Source organism: Euryhalocaulis caribicus (assembly GCF_000412185.1).
Classification (GTDB): Bacteria; Pseudomonadota; Alphaproteobacteria; order Caulobacterales; family Maricaulaceae; genus Euryhalocaulis; species Euryhalocaulis caribicus.
On the sequence record NZ_ASJA01000005.1, the window covers coordinates 105939 to 123601 of the forward strand.

The window sequence follows — 17663 nt, forward strand, 5'->3', positions numbered from 1 at the left end:
GAAGGTCGTGTTGTGCTGGATTAGGGTTCGTCGCGCTGGACGGTCTCGTCGGCATAGATCGCCGCCGTGGCGGGAAGCGTGTCCGTCACCGCGCCGCGATACATGCCCTCGGTATTCATCGAAAAAGCGATCCGGCCGTTTCCGTCGATGGCGATCAGCCCGCCATCGCCGCCCAGCGCGCCAATGGAGGCAATCGCGCCATCGGCCGCCTGCTGAATGGTCTCGCCCTTCCAGGCGACGCGGTCGCAGACCTGCCGGCCCGCGCTTTCCCGGATGAAATATTCGCCGGTGCCCGTGCCCGATACGGCGCATTTGCCGTCCGCGGCGTAGGTGCCGGCCCCGATGATCGGGGAGTCGCCAATGCGGCCCCATTCCTTGCCGGTCAGCCCGCCCGTGGATGTGGCGGCGGCGAGGTGGCCGTGCGTATCGCGCGCCACTGCGCCGACGGTGCCGAAGCGGTGCGTCGGGTCCAGGGCGGCCTGCTGGTCGCGCTTCCATTCAAGGTGCTGCTGCCAGCGGTGCTCGGTCCGGAAATAGGCCGGGTCGACCTGTTCGATATTCTTCAACCGCGCAAACTCGTCCGCGCCGTCGCCGGACAGCAGCACATGGCGCGATTGCTCCATGACCGCGCGGGCAAGCGTGATCGGGTTGCGCGTGGTGCTGACCGCGGCGACCGCGCCGGCCTGCAGCGTGGCGCCGTCCATGATGGCCGCGTCCAGCTGGTTGCGGCCCTCCGCGTCGAACACCGCGCCGCGGCCGGCATTGAACAGCGGATCGTCTTCCAGCACGCGAAGCGTGGCTTCCACCGCATCCAGGCTCGACCCGCCGTCTTTCAGAATCGCCGCGCCGGTATTCAGGGCGGCTTCAAGGCTCGCGCGATAGGCGCGATCCGTCTCAGGGGTCAGGTCGCCGCGCGCGATAACGCCGGAGCCGCCATGAATGGCCAGCGTCCAGCCCGCATCCGGGGCAGCCGGCACGCCCGACAATTCGCCGTTGTCCACGCTGGCGACGCCGGAGAACGCCGGGTTGCTGACCTGCATCGTATTGAAATCAATTGTGCTTTCCGGGCCAATCCCGGTTAGGCGGACCGCCCTCCAGTTGAGCGCGCCATCAGGGCCAAAGGCCGGCCCGCCCTCCGGCTGCACCAGCCAGGCATGTCCATCGCTGAGCGTGTAAAGGCGCCCCGTCCCGTCGGCCTCGATGGTCAGCGCGCTGTCCTCGTCGATGCCCAGCCCGACCGCCTCCGGATCGGTGTCTGAGCGGGCCTGCGCCAGGAAGGCGACAAGACGGCCAAGACGGTCACGCTCGGTAAAATGCGTGTCGGTTATGACGTGTTTCAGGAAGGGCATTTCCAGAAAATCACGCACCAGCGTCACTTTCGGCCCGTGCGGGTCGGCGAGCGCCTCCGCGGAATCGACCGCTTCCTCCGCCATCGCGCCGTAGCCGGCGCCGCCCAGAATCGCCAGTCCCGCGCTGGTGCCGCCAATGGGGCGTCCCGCGGCGACATGAGCGTTCAGGGCTTCGGAGACCGGCGTGTCTTTCCAGAAGCGAACATAGTTCGACTGGTCGCCGCCGGCGATGAAAACGCCATCGGCATGGGAAAGGATTTCCTCCACGCGCGGATCGGACGCGGCTTTGCGGTCCGAGAAGACAAGCGTCTGGACAGAGGCCACGCCGCCGATTTCGTTCAGGATCCAGTCGCCGTCCGCGCCGTCGGAAGAGGCGCGAATGATGACAATATGTCCGTTGCCGGCTTTGCCCGCAAACCAGCGCCACGCGTCCGGGCTCCAGTCCGAACCGCCGATCAGCATCAGGCCCAGAGATGGGGAAGCCGGGGCGGGCGCTGAAACGTCGCCGCTGACGTAATAGCGGTAGCCTTGAGCCGTGTCCGTTTCGGCGCGGGCCTGGCCCGAACCTGTTGCGAGCATCAGCCCGGCGACAAGAATTGTTATCCAGCGCATCTGATTATCCCCCTCTATCCGGCCCCGGGCGCATTTTCCGCTCAGCCGGAAACGCCGCTTGTGAAAGGCATTCTGGCGCATAACCGGATGGTCGTCAGATTGCAGTTTTGCAGATATTAAGAACGAAAATTGTCTTTATTTCTGCGTCCGGGGCGTGTTCTGTCGCCGAACCGGGAAGAGAGGACAAATGAAGAAGCTGGATTCAATCGACAGAAAACTGCTTACGGTCATTCAGCAGGATGCCCGTTTGACCGCTGAACAGCTGGGCCATGCCTGCGGCCTGTCGCCGACCGCCGCGCTCAAGCGTTTGAAGCGTCTCCGCGCTGATGGAGTGATCGAGAAAGAGGTGGCCGTCGTGTCGCCCAAGGCGCTTGGCTATAACATCATGGCGATCGTCATGGTGTCGCTGGAGCGCGAGGACCGGAACGTCATCGACCGGTTCGAGCAGGATATCCGCGTCACGCCCCAGATCATGCAAGGCTTCTATATTGCCGGCGATTCGGATTTCGCCCTCACCATCGTGGCGCGGAACATGGACGAATATGACGAATTCACGCGCGAATTTTTCTATGACCGCCACAGGATCAAGAATTTCAAGACATGCATGATCATGAAGCCTCTCAAGCTGGGCGCGGCAGTTCCGGTTCTGGAGCCGTAAACCAAGCAGCGGGAGAGTGAATGAGTCTTGAGGCGCTCTTCGGTCGGAAATTTGCCGTAAGTGCTGAAAATCCGCTTATATATTTTTATAACGACAGAATTTGACGCGAGTTTCGCAACTTTTGACAAAGTTCGCCCTACCCAGCTGCTATAGTTTCATTCTGGCAGGCCGGGGTCTCGATAAGACGGATATCGCGGGCGGCCAATCGGGCGAGCGGGGAGCGGCGCGCACTTCAAGGTCACGCGCCACGCCGTATCGGCGCTGACGTTCAGCCGTCGGCGCAGGACAACCACCGGTTGGCGGGGGCAAGCATCCCTCGGGACCTTCATGCCTGGGAAATGAGAACCGGCGGCCGCGGCCGCCTAGCATATCAAGGGGGATATATGCGTCGTCACGTTCTGGCCGCTGCGGTTTCGGGGTTCAGTCTTCTCGCCGCCGTTCCGGCGTTGGCTCAACAGGCTGACGAGCTGGACAACACTCCAGAGGAAAACGCCGGCGTTACCGATGCCAGTACGCCGGCGGCGGAGTCAGTGACTGACCAGATTGTCGTGCTCGGGTCGCGCATTCCGCGCACGCAGGTCGAGGGTCCCGCCCCCGTCACGACGATCACGGCGGATGACATCCTCAAACAGGGTTATGAGGATATTCCGGCGCTGATGCGCTCTTTGACGCAGAATGTTGGCTCTACCCAGAGCACGCAGAGCTATGGCGCCAACACCTTCACGCCCGGCGCAAAACAGGTCGACCTGCGGGGGCTCGGCCCGAACCATACGCTGGTGCTGGTGAACGGCCGCCGCGTCGCCGACTTCCCGATGCCCTATAGCGGCAACAGCAATGTCGCCGATATCTCCAACATTCCGATCGGGCTGATCGAACGGGTCGAGGTGCTGAGCGGCGCGGCGTCGGCGATTTACGGGTCCGACGCGATTTCCGGGGTCGTGAACTTCCAGCTGAAAGAAAAGGCCGACGGCACGCGTGTCGACCTGCAGATCGGCGGCACGGAGCGGGGCGGCGGCGCTTACCAGCGGGCGTCACTCACGACCGGCTGGAACTCTGATTCAGGTAAATTTACCACGCTGTTCGGGGCGGAATACCGCAATCAGGAGCCGATCTGGGGCTATGAGCGCGAGATCCAGGACTCCGCCGCGGACAATCCGACCACGGATGAACCCGTGGCGCTGCGCAATTTCCTGCGGACGGACGAATATTACAGCTATCTCGACCCCGGCGCGGCGACCTGCGCGGGGCTTTCCCAGCTCAATGAAGGCTCCACCTTCTACGCCAGCCGCGACGGGTTCGGCTGGGACGTGGACGCGGGCGACTACACCACCGGCTATTTCTGCGGCAGCAACCAAGCCATGGGCTACGGAATGATCCAGTCCGACTGGGAAGGGATCAATCTGTTCTCTTCGTCCACCTACGAGATCAACAGCCAGGTGGAACTGTTCCTGGATTTCCAGGGCGGCTATTTCGACACCCAGGTCTTCAACGGCTTCAAGAGCTGGTACTACGTGGCCCCGGACGGGAACGAGGAAGGCACCTTCTTCAACCCGAACCATATCGGCCTGTACGAGACCTATAGCTGGCTGCAGCTGGACAACTGGTACCGCCTGTTTACGCCCGAGGAGATTGGCGGGTTCGAGAACGGCACCATCACCAACCGGTCCTATACGCTGAACGTGACGCCGGGCATCCGGGGCCATTTCGGCGAGGGGAATTCCTGGAACTACGAGGTCTATTACAACCACGCGCGCTACATCTCGGAGATGGCGTGGCCGGAAATCGTCATCGATGCGGCTAATGACTTTTTCCTGGGCGCGCCGGTGGACGATCCCAACAACACGACCGGCTATCAGCGTTTCGACGCCGACCCGGCGCGGCTCTACACGCCGCTGACCCCGGCCGAATACCGCCAGATTTCCGCCGACACGATCTATGAGCCGGAAACCTGGGTGCACAATGTTCAGGCCAGCGTCAGCACGATGGACCTGTTCGAACTGCCGGCCGGCCCGATGGGCTTTGCCGCCGTCGCGGAGGCCAGCACGCAGGGCTACGAGATCAACCCCGATCCGAAGGCGCTGACGCAATACTATGTCGGTATCCGCGATTCCGACGGCGAGGGCGAGCGCGAGCATTACGGCGTCGGCGGGGAGCTTCTGATCCCGGTCTTCGACTTCCTGGATATCAACGCGGCGGGCCGCTACGACCATTACAGCTACGCCGACAATGATTTCGGGGAATTCACCTATAATCTCGGCGCCGAACTGCGCCCGACCGACACGCTGCTGCTGCGCGCCGCCATCGGCACCGGCTTCCGCGCGCCGGACCTGCACTATGTCTATCGCGGCCAGGGCACGGTGAACGGCAGCGGAGCGGACTATTATACCTGCCGCACCTCCGAGAGCGCGCCCGAGCCCACCGATTGCGTGAACGATTACTATGAGGGGTTCGTCAATCAGCGCGGCGGAAACCCTGACCTGTTGCCCGAAACGGCGGAATCGATCAGCGCGGGCTTTGTCTGGGCGCCGTTCGATAATTTCGACATCTCGGTCGACTATTTCCGCATCGAGATGGAAGACCAGGTCTTGAACCTGAGCGTCGACCAGCTTCTGCGGGACGAGGCCGATTGCCGGCTGGGCCAGACGTTCGATGGAACCCCGGTGGACGCCTCCACGCCGACCTGTATCGATGCGCTGGAACGAGTCGACCGCTATGCCAGCGGCGCGCTGGCCGGCGAAATCCAGTATGTCGACGTCTTGCCGATCAATGTGGCGGAGGAATTCACCGACGGCATCGATGTCGAGGTGAATGGCGGCTTCTCGCTGGGCGAGTATGGCGACCTCTCCATGGGCGCGGCCTATACCTACGTGTTCGATCACACGATCCAGCAATATCCGGGCGACCCGGTGATCGACCAGTTCGAGCCGGCGGAGGGTTATGAAATTCCCCGCGAGAAGGGCAAGGCCTATCTCACCTGGAGCACGGGTCCGTTCTCCACGACGCTGACCACGCTCTACACGGGCGAGATGACCAACTGGAACTGGGACGACAAGATCGACGACAGTTACTGGTTCTATCTGTCCGCGCAGTACCAGGTGACGGACCGGGCCCGGCTCAGCGTCTCGATCAATAATCTGCTGGACAGCAATCCGGTCGAGGACCCGACCCATGCCAGCTACCCGTATTACAACTCGTCCTGGTACGACAGCGTGGGCCGGGAGTTCTATGTGCAGCTGAGCTACAAGTTCGGCGGTGAAGCCCTCTGATCGGGGCAGCCGCTTGCTGAACCTTGCCTTGTCCCGCCCCGGCGCGGCCCAGATTCCCCTGGCGCCGTTCCGGGGCGGCGCTTTTGGGCGGCAGGCGGAACGATGCCCGCATTGACCCCGCCCGGCTGGCGGCAAATGATTTCCTGACGCTGAGAGGGAGAAGCAATCCGTGTTCTTGAGAATCCCGGCCCGCCGCGGTCTGTTCGGACTCTGTCTGGCGCTGTGGACATTCGTTTTCGCGCCCTCCGCACAGGCCAGCTACGCCTATTATGTGGGCCGGAACCTGACCGCCAACGGCGCGGTCATGATCGGCGGAACGGGCGAGGAAGTGTCCAGCCACTGGCTGGAGATCATTCCCGCGCGGGATCACCCGGACGGCGCGATGATCAAGGTCGGCGTCACGGCCGACGCCACGATCCCGGGCGAGCTGATCGAGATCCCGCAGGTGGCCCATACCTTCCGCTACATGCAGATGTCCTATACCGATTTTGAGGGCTTCCCCCCGCCTCTGACCAATGGCGGCGTGAACGAGCACCAGGTCGCGGTGCGCGATGTCTGGGCGCCCAGCCGCGAAGAGCTGGTCGACATGACGCCGACGCCCCAGCGCGGCCTGCAATATTCCGATCTCGCTCGCATCGTCATGGAGCGCGCCACGACCGCCCGCGAAGGCGTGGAGATCATCGGCGCGCTGATCGCAGAACACGGTTATGCGACCTATGGCGGCAACACGCACCTGATCGCCGACCCGAATGAGGGCTGGGTGGTCTGGGAGCTGGCGGGCGGACAGGGCCTCTGGGTCGCGGAACGTCTGGGCCCGGATGAAGTGCGCGTGCTCTATCCCGGCGGAATTGGGGAAGTTCCGCTCGATATTGCGAACGATCCGGACTTCCTCGCCTCTGAAAACTTCATCACCTTCGCGGAAGAACAGGGCTGGTACGACCGCGCCTCCGGCGGGGCGTTCCATGCGGCGAAAATCTATGGCGACCAGAGCGTCGAGGATTTCCGCAATCCGGGCATCAAGTTCGTCTCCCCCGCCGACATGGAAGAGGCGACGCGCGCCATGGCCCCGGTCACCGAGGCCGACCTGATGGAGCGGGTGCGCGACCCGCGCGTGGTGGACGATGATTCAGGCTACGGGCAGGTGGTCAGCCTGCATCAGGCGCTGCGCGATCCCGATCTGATCCGCATGTGGGCTGCGCCGACCGGCTCGGTGACGGCGCCGTTCAATGTCTGGTGGCTGGGCGTTCAGGACGTGCCGATGGAATATGGCCAGCACCGCTACCTGACCAAGGACGCGGCTTCGACCTTCCTGCATCCCGACTTTCAGGCGCAGGAGGCGACACAGTTCGCCGGCCGCACCTTCAAGCGCGTCATGTATTACGCCTGTTCCGCGCCTGATGCGCTGCTGCCCGCCGTGACAGACATGCTGACGGCGTTCGAGGCGGAAACGCGCGGCGATCTGGAGTGGGTGGAGCGGTCCGCCCTGACCCTGATCGAGAATGATGACCGCGCGGCCGCGCAGGCGCTGATGACCTATTACGCCAACAGCCGCGCCATGGAGGCGCTGGATCTGGGTGAGGACATGATCGGCTGGCTGGACGGATATACGCGCCTTGTCAGCGGGCAGGCGCGGCCGGAAGGGACGGAGATCAACACGCTGGACCCGACCGTGAACTGTCTGGCGGACGGGGACCCGGACGCGCCGGCGCGATAGCTTGCGGACGCGCCCGGAGTATTTCGAAGTCAGCTATCTTGGACGCCTTATTCGAGCGCGATTCCGGGGCGCCAGCCGCTTGCCTCCAGAAAGGCGTCCGGATCGGTCATTTCCAGTATTTCTCTGAGAGCGCGGCGCTTGTCGCCGCTGTTCTGGTAATAGGCTTTGACGATACGATAGCCGACCCAATAGCCCAGATCGCCCGGCTGATCGGGGGTTGAGTTATAGACCCAGTCCGACAGGTCGGTCTTGTCCTTGTCGGCAAGGAAAGCGCGCTCGATCTCAGTCTCCCGGCCCTCGACATTGCCGCGCAGACCGCCATAGGCGACATCGCCCGAAATCAGCTCGCCGACGAATTCCGCGGCTCCCTCCACAAGCGAGATATCAAGAACCGTCGGGTTTTCCTCGGTGCTTTCGACCAATTCAGGGGATTGCACCACGTGGATATATTCGTGGGCGATGACATAGACGAACCGGTCCTCGACGTCGGGATTGAGGAACGCGGCGTAGCAAAGGGCCTCCAGCCCGATCTGGACGCCGGTATCCGGATAGCCGATCCCGACGGGCTTCCCGCGGCCGACAGCGATCGTGACGGCCGGGTTGCGAGCATCCGGGTAGAGTTCGTTCAGCTTACGCAACGCCGCCTTCAGGCGGGATCTGACCCGGGGAAGCGTTCTGGCGCATTCCCGTGCATCCTCGTACAGCTCCGGCCGCTCCTGAATGGCCGTGGCGATGCGTTCGCCCGTCACCTGTCTCAGCCGGGCAAGACTCAGCAACCCGTCCGATCCCTTTTCCAGATAGTCTTCCTGCAGGGTTTCCGCTGATGGTTGTCCGTCCGCCGCATCATAAATTTCATAGAAACGGTCGACATCGCCGGTCTCGATAACCGGCTCCAAAGTCTCCGCGAAGGCATCAGGGTTCGCTGCTGCGGCAAGGGCCATCAAGACAATGGCGCGGGTCAGTCTCAAAATCCCGGGCATAATATTTCCGCAAGTACTCTCTGTTTCGGGCAGAGAGCTAAAGCATCAAACTTGCGCGATAAAGACAAACCAGTCAGTTGTGTTGACGCGACGATGAACGAACTGACCGCCAATAATCCGCGCCGCTGGTTTGTCCGCGCCAAGCTGGACGCCCCGCGCCAGCAAGTTTCCCTTTTGGCGAGACAGCGTCTTGTCTCGGTTCTCGATGAAGCCGTGCGGCGCCCCTTATGCGTGGTGGTCGCCCCGGCGGGGTTTGGAAAGACCACGCTGATCGCGCAATGGCGGGAGCAATGCGCCGCCGTCGGCGCATCGGTGGCTTGGCTGAGCCTGGACGAAGACGATGCGGATCTGCGGCAGTTTCTCTCCTATCTGATCTTTGCGTTGAGCGAGGCCGGCGTGAATACCGGCCGGCTGGAGGCGCTGGCGGAGCAGGGCCTGACTGAAATCTCCATCGATTCCGCCTTCGGCGCGTTGCTGCAGGCGGCTGCGGGCCATATCGGACAGGTCGTCCTCGTTCTTGACGACTATCACCGCATCATGAACCCGGACACCGATGAGGCGCTGGAGCGCATGATCGATGCGTTGCCGCCGAATTTCTCGCTGATTGTTTCCACGCGCCTGAGGCCCGAACTGTCTCTGGGTAGGCGGGTCGCGGCGGGTCAGGCGGCGGAGATCGATGGCGAAATGCTGCGCTTTTCCGCAGAGGAAACACGCGCCGTCATTCGTCCCGACCTGACCGACGATCAACTGGGCGCGGTGTTCCAGCGGACGGAGGGCTGGGGCGTGGCGGTGCAGCTGGCGCGTCTGGCCATCGACGGGGATCGCCCCATCGATGCGGCGCTGGAGGGGCTGGCCGGGCATGGCGGTCATCTGGCCGCCTATCTGGCCGATCAGGTGCTGGACCAGCTGCCTGAAGACCTGCCGGACTTTCTTATTCAGACGGCGATACTCGACCGGTTCAATGCGCCGCTCGCCAATGCGGTGTGTCAGCGCAGCGACGCCTGGGATGTTCTCGATCGCCTGCAGCCGCTTCAGAGCCTGCTGGTGCCGCTGGAGGAGCCCTCGGACTGGTACCGTTATCATCATCTGTTCGCGGAGCATCTTCAGGGCCTTTTGCAGCGACGCATGCCGGACGCCATTCCCGGCCTGCATATGCGCGCCAGCGTCTGGTACGCCAAGCAGGGTTATATTTCCGACGCGGTGCGCCATGCCCGGCTCGGCGGCGATCTGGACCGCTGCGCCAAGCTGATCGAGGACGCCGGCGGGTGGGAGCTGATCCTTTATGGCGGGATCGGTTATCTGCGCAATTTGCTGCGCAATATTCCGCTCCGGGAAGCGGCCGCCTATCCGCGGGTTCAGATAGCGTTCGCTTATCTGGCGCTGAAGGAAGGCAATCTGCCGGACGCCCGCATGTTGCTGAATCAGGTGCGGGAGACCTGCGGAGGCATTGACCCGCTGGAACCCTATGACGCGCCGCTGGCGCGCGATTTCGTCAATATCTGCGCCCTAGCGGATATGTACGAGGATCAGCGATACGATTCCCGCAAAGCGGCCCGTCTGGAACAATTGCTGGACCAGACCCCGTCATCGGATGGTTTGACGACCGGGGTTCTGATCTGTGCGTTCGCGCTGGTCAGCATGGCGAACGGCAATATCCGCATCGCGGAGGACCGCAGCCGGGAGGCCATGCGGGCCATGCGGGCCGCGGGGTCCGTGCTGGGTCTGAATTACTGTTTTCTCCATGCCGGCGGCGCGTCGCTGTATCAGGGGCGGCTGCAAAAAGCGGAAGCCAATTTCCGTCAGGCGCGGCAGATGGCCGAGGACAATTTTGGCGCGGATAGCGGCTTGCGGTCGCTGGCCGATCTTCTGCTGAGCGCCCTGTTGCACTGGCGTGACGAGTGGAAGGCGGGCGATCACAGCGAATTCCGCCGCGCCGTTGCGCATGTGGAAACCTATGACGGCTGGTTCGAGATCTACGCCCAGGCGCTGGACGTGGAGGTCGCCGCGGCGCTGGACCAGCAATCTTTCGCGGCCGCCGAAGAAGCGATCCGCCGGGCCGAGCAGACCGCCGCCGAACGCGGCATCCGGCGCCTGACCGATATTTCGAGAGCGCATCGCCTGTGGCTTCTGGCCCTGAAGGGGGAGGCCGCCGCCGGGGCGGCGCTGGCCGAGCGCCTGGAGGCCGACTTCCCCAAGGGGATATGGAAAGAGAATATCTTTGCGTGGCGGCCATATCAGGCGGCCGGGGCGGCGCTGGCGCTGCATCATGCACAGGCGGACCGCTCCAGATCGATCGCCATACTGGAGGATATGGAAGCCTGCGCCCGCTCCATTGGCGCTGAGCTCTACACGGTTCAGGCGATGGCCATGAAGGCGGGCGTTCTGGACAAGGCGGGGAACCGGGAAGGCGCGCTGGCAACGCTGCTGGACGCGCTGCTGCTTGCCGCCCCCGAGCGCCTGCGCCGGCCTTTCCGAAACCCGCTGATATCGGGATCGCTTCTGGCCGCGGTGCGTAAAAAGGCGCGAAACGAGGCCATGGATATCGTGCTTCTGGACTTCATCAGCGAGTGTCTGGAAGTTCGCAGCGTGAACGACGATCCCACCGGCGCGCTGGAGGCGCTGGGCCTCAGCGCGCGGGAGCAGGAAGTCGTGCAGGAGCTGGCCAACGGATCCGCCAACAAGGAAATCGCCCGCGCGCTGGATCTGACCGAGCATACCGTGAAGTTTCATCTGAAGAATATTTTCAAGAAGCTGGGCGTGGAGCGGCGCACGCAAGCGGTGGCGCGCATCCGGGATCTTGAAGGGCGCGGAGAAACCTACCCGAACGGGTAGGCTGTGATTCTGCCGTCAGGACCCGACCTACCCGGGAAAGTTGAATTTCTACACTTGGCGGGCGTTGCGCCTGCGCCGGTTTTTCAAAACTCTATGCGGTGATTTTTCCGTGCGGGAGAGGCGCAGAAACGCCCGGCCTCGCCGGGTGCAATACGGGGGAAAGAGCATGAACCGTCGAATCCGTCTTTTTCTGATGTCTACCGCAATCGCCGCGCCGGCGGGGGCCGGTCTGGCGCAGGACGTTTCGCCTGACACGGCTGTATCGGAAACCGCGATTACCGATGAGATCGTCGTCACCGGCGCGCGCGGACGGATAGAAACCGCGCTGGAAGTGCCGATCTCGGTCACCGCCTACAATGAGGAGGAGATCGAGGACGCGCGCATCGACCGGGTGGGCGACTTCATCACCCTGACGCCTAATGTCACCATCGACGAAGCGCAGAATGTCGGGCTGTCGGCCCTGACGATCCGCGGCGTGACGCAGGTGCGGAACGGCGAGCCGCCGGTGGCGACGGTCGTGGATGGCGTGCTGCAGATCAATTCCCGTCAGTTCACGCAGGAACTGGTTGATGTGGAGCGGATCGAAGTGCTGCGGGGGCCGCAGGGCGCGCTGTACGGCCGCAACGCCACCGGCGGGGCCATCCTGATCACCACGAAGGACCCTTCCAATGTCCTGGAAGGCCATGTGCGCGCGGGCATCGGCCGAAACGAGCATCTTCTCCAGGGCGCGGTCAGCGGCCCGATTGTGGAAGACAAGCTGCTGTTCCGCGCCGCGGCGCGCTACAGCGATTATGGCGGCAGCCTGATCAACGAGACGCTGGGAGAGCGTGTCGGCGATCTGGAAGACATCACGCTGCGCGGCAAGCTGCTGTGGCGTCCGACCGGGAATTTCGAGGCGGACCTGCGCGCCAGCGTTTCCCGCGCCGAAGGCGGCGGCCTGAACTATGTCTATCAGCCCGCCATCGTGGGGCCGGACGGAAAACCGATCGCGCTGGATTTCACCCGCGGCGACGCGGACGAGGTCAGCCGGATCATCTATTCGAACAATCCGGGCTTTAACGAGCGTGATATCAACGAGTTCGCGCTGAAGATGGACTATGATCTGGGCGGGGTCACGCTGCGCTCGGTCAGCTCCTACAATGATCTCCAGGAATATCTGCAGGGCGACCAGTTCCCCTACACCGCGGCGACAACAATCAGTCCCGGCGCCGCGCCGCTTGGCGACGGCACCCAGACCCAGTTCGTTGATATCGAGGCCTGGAGCCAGGAGTTCCGGATCATTTCTCCGGCCGACCAGCGGCTGCGCTGGATGGCGGGCGTCTATTATCTGGAGACTGACCGCTTCATCTCCTCCACCACCGGCTCGGATCTCGGCCAGGGCATCACGCGTGTCGAGCGGGAACCGCTCTTCTCCGACCCGGCCAACCCGACGCTCACCTATTTCGCGGACGATAATGACAACACGGCCTGGGCGCTGTTCGGCAATGTCGATTTCGACGTCACAGACCGGCTCGAACTGTCAGCGGCCCTGCGCTATGACGAGGACGAGCGCGAGCAGACCGTTTCCCCGCTGAACACCGGCGGCGTGCCCGGCGCGGTCAACACCGCCACTTACGACAAGCTGCAGCCGAAGCTGACGGCGCGTTACCAGATTACCCCGGATTTCAACGTCTATGCCTCCTGGGGCGAGGGCTTCCGCAGCGGCCAGTTCAACCAGAACGGCGTTGGCGCGGCGGCAGCCGCCGCCGGCCTGGTCGGGGTCGAGGACGTGGTCGATGAGGAAATCACGGAGACCTACGAACTGGGCTTCAAGGGCCGTCTCGGCGACCGGCTTCGCCTTAGCGGCGCGGTGTTCGACACCACGGTCGAGGGGCAGCAATATTTCGTCTTTGTCGGGGCGGTCGGCGCGCAGGTGCTGGTCAATATCGACGAAGTCAGCCTTCAGGGCGGCGAACTGGAACTGGCGGCCAATCTGGCCGAGGGGCTGGACGCCTACGCCTCCGTCGGCGTGACCGACAGCGAGGTCGAGGAATACGCCCTGAACCCGGCCGCGGTCGGCAACAAGGCGCCCTATGTGCCGGACATGACGTTCAATGCGGGCGTGCAATACCGGACCGCGCCTTACTGGAACGGGCTGAACCTGTTCGGCCGCGTGGATTACGAACATCGCGGCGACCAGTTCTGGGACCCGGAAAACTCCACCGCCCGCTCGGCTTTCGATCTGGTCGATCTGCGTTTCGGGATCGAGCATCAGGAAGGCGGCTGGAGCCTGATCGGCACATGGAACAACGTCTTCGACGAAGCCTATAATTCCGAATACGTGCTTGGCGGGTTCGCCCACCCCGCCCAGCCGACGCAATGGCGGATCGATCTGCGGAAAGAGTTCTAGGCCTTTCAGCGCGGGCTGGCGGAAAGCCGGCCCGCGTCTGGCGCCCGCTGACGCGGGTCTGAACGCCTTCCGGCAAATACGCGAAAAAAGGGCGAACCCATGCAATCCAGGCGCAAGCGCGCAGCCACCGATGTCGGCGGCACATTCACCGATCTTGTTTATTACGAAGTTGACCCGGAAACGGGCAGGCCCGGGGCGATCCGCGCCGCCAAGTCCGACACCACGCCGCCGGAGTTCGAACGCGGCGTCATGAACGTGATGGAGAAGGCGAACGTCGATCCCGCCAGCCTCGATTTCTTCGCGCACGGCTCCACGGTGGTGATCAACGCGCTGACCGAGCGGAAAGGCGCGCGCACCGCGCTGATCACCACGCGGGGCTTCCGCGACGTGCTGGAAATCGCGCGCGGAAACCGGCCCGACCTTTTCAACTTCAATTTCAGGAAGCCGGCCCCCTTCGTGGAGCGCCATCTGCGGGCCGAACTGACCGAACGGGCGAACCACAAGGGCGAGACGGTGCGGGACGTGGAGCTGTCAGAGCTGCCAGAGATCCTGGACTATTTCCGCAAGGAGGGCGTGGAGGCGATCGCCATCGCGTTCCTGCATGCCTATCTGGCGCCGGAAAATGAGCGCAAGACGCTCGCCGCGATCCGGGATCAGTGGCCGGAAGTTTCGGTTCTGGCGTCGCATGAAATCAGCCGCGAATGGCGGGAATATGAGCGCACGAACACCACCGTGCTTTCCGCCTATGTCCACCCGGCCGCGAAGAAATATATCGAGCGGCTGGAGGGCCGGCTGCGCCAGCACGGGTTCGAGCGTGATCCCTACATGATGCAGTCCAATGGCGGCATCACAGGCGCGGAGGCGGCCAAGGCCAATCCCGTGGCCATGGTGGAATCCGGCCCGGCCAGCGGCATTTACGCCGCCGCCTATATGGGTCGCGCCATCGGCAAGGAAAACCTGATCGTTCTGGATATTGGCGGCACGACGGCCAAGTGCGCGCTGGTCGAAAACGGCAAAGTGAAAATATCCACCGATTATTATATCGAGCGGACGCCGCAGAATCCGGGCTATCCCATCCAGACTCCGGTCGTGGATATTGTCGAGATCGGCAATGGCGGCGGCTCCATCGCCTGGGTGGACGAGGGCGGCAAGCTGCATGTCGGGCCGCAATCGGCCGGCGCCTCGCCCGGCCCCGCCGCCTACGGACGGGGCGGCAGCAAGGCGACGACAACAGACGCCAATCTGCTGCTGGGCCGGATCGACCCCAAAAGCTTTGTCGGCGGCGAAGTCGAGCCGGACTGGCGCGCCGTGAAGGACGCTTTCGGCGCCTTGTCCGAACGTCTGAAACTGTCGGTGGAGGACGTGGCCCGCGGGGTTGTGCGCATCGCCAACGCCAACATGGTCAATGCGTTGCGGCTGGTCTCAACCAATAAAGGACACGATCCGCGCGACTTCTCCCTGATCGCGTTCGGGGGCGGGGGCGCCATGCACGCCGTGTCGCTGGCCGAAGAGCTGAACGTGCCGGAGGTTATCGTGCCGGTAAATTCGGCGGTGTTTTCCGCCTGGGGCATGCTGCTGACCGATCTGCGCCGTGACTATGTGCGCACCCGGCCGACCCCGCTGCACGCCGATTTCCGCAATGACATCGCACGCGCCTTTTCGAAAATGCGCGACCGCGCCTGCGTGGATTTCACGGGCGAAGTCGGCGACTGCAGCGACCTGAAATTCAATTACCTGGCGGACATGCGCTATCAGGGGCAGGAGCACACGGTGAAAGTGGATCTGCCGCCCAATGGCGATGGCGGGCCGGACATGGCGGCCGCGGCGGAGCGGTTTCACGAACTCCACGAACAGCGCTTCACCTATCGCCTCGACGCGCCCATCCAGATTGTCAATTTCCATCTGGCCGCCTTCGCGCCGGTCGATAAGCCCGATCTGGCGGAAAAGGCGGTCACGGGCCGCAAGATAGAGGACGCCCATATCACCCGCCGCGAGGTCGATTTCGACAGTGGCGGCGTGGTCGAGGCGGACATCTATAACGGCCTGAAAATGGAGCCGGGCATGACGCTGACCGGCCCGGCGGTGGTTCAGGAACCGGCCGTGACCCTGGTCATCCCGCCCGGCAAGCGGCTGAGCGTCGACAAGTTTGGCAATTACCGCATTCAGATCAGCGCCAAGGAGTCAGGGCAATGAAACAGGACGTCTTCACGCTCGAAATCATCAAGGACTCCCTCGTCGCGGTGGGCGAGGAAATGTTCAACGCCATGATCCGCACCTCGATGAGTCCGATCATCTATGAAACGACCGATTTCGCGGTCGGCGCCACGGACGCGGCGGGAAATCTTCTGGCTCAGGGCAATGGCGTGACCGCCTTTCTCGCCACGCTGGACACGGCGGTGCAGAGCACGCTGGAACATTATCCCGGTGAAGACGATGTCCGGCCCGGCGATATCTTCATCACCAATTCGCCCTATGAGGGCGGCGGCACGCATCTGTCGGACGTCGTAATTGTCTATCCGGTGTTTCACGATGACCGGCTGATCGCCTGGACCGTGAACAAGGCCCACTGGACAGAGGTTGGCGGCTCCCACGCCGGCAGCGTCTCGACAGAGGCGACGGAGATCTATCAGGAGGGCCTGCATTTCCGCTTCCTGAAACTCTATGACGAAGGCCGCCTGAACCAGTCACTGGTCAGCATGATCCGCGACAATGTCCGCCTGCCCGACAGCACGATCGGCGACATGTACGCCGGCGTCGCCGCCTGCAAGGTGGGCGCGAAGCGGATTCTGGACCTGGTTTCCAAATACGGCGAGAGCGCCGTGCTTTCCGCCATGACCGGCCTGCTCGATTACGGCGAGCGCATGACGCTGGCCGAGCTGAAGAAACTGCCCCAGGGCGTGTTCGAGGCGGAGGATATCGTAGAGGAGGACGGCCACGGGAACGGGCCGTTCCGCATCAAGGTCAAGGTGACGATTGACGGCGGCCGCATGGTCGCGGACTTCACCGGTACGGACCCGCAGGTCAACGGTCCGATCAATTGCAGCTATACGGGGCTGGTCACGGGCGCGCGCTGCGCCTTCAAGGCGGTCACCAATACGGAAATTCCGGCCAATGGCGGATGTTTCCGCGCGCTGGAGGTGGTTTGCCCGCCGGGCACCCTGATTTCCGCGGAATCGCCGGCGCCGGTCTCGATCTATTACGAGGCGCTGATCGCCGCGATCGAGGTCATGTGGAAGGCGCTGGCGCCGCATATGCCCGAGAAACTGCCCGCAGGTCACCAGCGAACCGTGGGCGCCACGTTCATTTCCGGACCGCATCCCGATACGGGCGAACTGTTCGTGATGGGGGAGCCCTTGCTTGGCGGCTGGGGGGCCTCTGCCGGGCTGGACGGGGATAACGGACAATTCTGCTGTGCGAACGGCGAAACGTTCAATATCCCCGTCGAGCTTGCCGAAAGCCGTTATGGCTTCGAGATCGACCAGTACGCCTTCCATAACGAGGATGGAGGCGAAGGCGAATTCCGCGGCGGGAAAGGCGTGGTTCTGGACTATCGTATAACGGCGGAGGAAGCGTTCCTGACCTATTCCGCCACCCGCACCACGACGCGCCCCTGGGCGATGGACGGCGGCGAGGAAGGCTCCACCAACGCGGCCTGGCATATCCGGAAAGATGGAACACGCGAGCGCTATACGATGGCGACGGCGGTCCGCGCCAGGAAAGGCGAAACGTTCCGTATGATCAGCGCCACGGGCGGGGGTTATGGCGAACCGGCGGCGCGGCCGCGGGAATACGTGCTGTCCGATCTGAAGAACGGTTACATCACGCCCGAACAGGCGGAGCGTCACTACGGCGTCACGGGCTGA

The 17663-nt window shown here is 63.4% G+C and carries 9 protein-coding genes; 7 read left to right on the plus strand and 2 right to left on the minus strand.

All coding sequences use genetic code 11. The annotated features are described in order from the left end of the window. Window positions 1-20: 20 nt before the first annotated feature. Window positions 21-1961 carry an isoaspartyl peptidase/L-asparaginase gene (locus L338_RS05845; RefSeq protein WP_033310680.1) on the minus strand — a complete coding sequence of 647 codons (1941 nt, stop codon included), beginning with the start codon at window positions 1959-1961 and terminating at the stop codon, window positions 21-23. A gap of 187 nt (window positions 1962-2148) precedes the next feature. On the opposite strand from L338_RS05845, the gene L338_RS05850 reads away from it, so the two are divergent. The 3 genes from L338_RS05850 (at window position 2149) to L338_RS05860 (ending at window position 7599) form a co-directional block, all read left to right on the plus strand. After that, window positions 2149-2619: an Lrp/AsnC family transcriptional regulator gene (locus L338_RS05850; RefSeq protein WP_022697437.1), complete on the plus strand. Its 471-nt coding sequence runs from the start codon at window positions 2149-2151 to the stop codon at window positions 2617-2619. A 383-nt stretch (window positions 2620-3002) separates the two neighbouring features. Then, window positions 3003-5885 carry a TonB-dependent receptor domain-containing protein gene (locus L338_RS05855; protein ID WP_022697438.1) on the plus strand — a complete coding sequence of 961 codons (2883 nt, stop codon included), beginning with the start codon at window positions 3003-3005 and terminating at the stop codon, window positions 5883-5885. Window positions 5886-6054: 169 nt separating this feature from the next. Continuing rightward, window positions 6055-7599: a C69 family dipeptidase gene (locus L338_RS05860; protein WP_022697439.1), complete on the plus strand. Its 1545-nt coding sequence runs from the start codon at window positions 6055-6057 to the stop codon at window positions 7597-7599. Between the two features lie 47 nt (window positions 7600-7646). Here L338_RS05860 and L338_RS05865 read toward each other — a convergent pair whose 3' ends face one another. Further along, entirely contained in the window at window positions 7647-8579 is a 933-nt protein-coding gene (locus tag L338_RS05865; protein WP_022697440.1) for a gliding motility protein GldB-related protein, read from the minus strand. A gap of 93 nt (window positions 8580-8672) precedes the next feature. Between L338_RS05865 and L338_RS05870 the strand changes: the two genes are divergently transcribed. From L338_RS05870 to L338_RS05885, 4 genes are all read left to right on the plus strand, one after another. Then, window positions 8673-11411, plus strand: a complete 2739-nt coding sequence (locus L338_RS05870) for a helix-turn-helix transcriptional regulator (RefSeq protein WP_022697441.1) — start codon at window positions 8673-8675, stop codon at window positions 11409-11411. Between the two features lie 193 nt (window positions 11412-11604). After that, window positions 11605-13800: a TonB-dependent receptor gene (locus tag L338_RS05875; protein ID WP_199285738.1), complete on the plus strand. Its 2196-nt coding sequence runs from the start codon at window positions 11605-11607 to the stop codon at window positions 13798-13800. A gap of 99 nt (window positions 13801-13899) precedes the next feature. Further along, window positions 13900-15993, plus strand: coding sequence for a hydantoinase/oxoprolinase family protein (locus tag L338_RS05880; RefSeq protein WP_022697443.1), 2094 nt, complete (start codon window positions 13900-13902; stop codon window positions 15991-15993). Beyond that, on the plus strand, window positions 15990-17663 hold the full coding sequence (locus L338_RS05885) for a hydantoinase B/oxoprolinase family protein (protein WP_022697444.1): 1674 nt from the start codon (window positions 15990-15992) through the stop codon (window positions 17661-17663). Before L338_RS05880 ends, L338_RS05885 begins: the two co-directional genes overlap by 4 nt.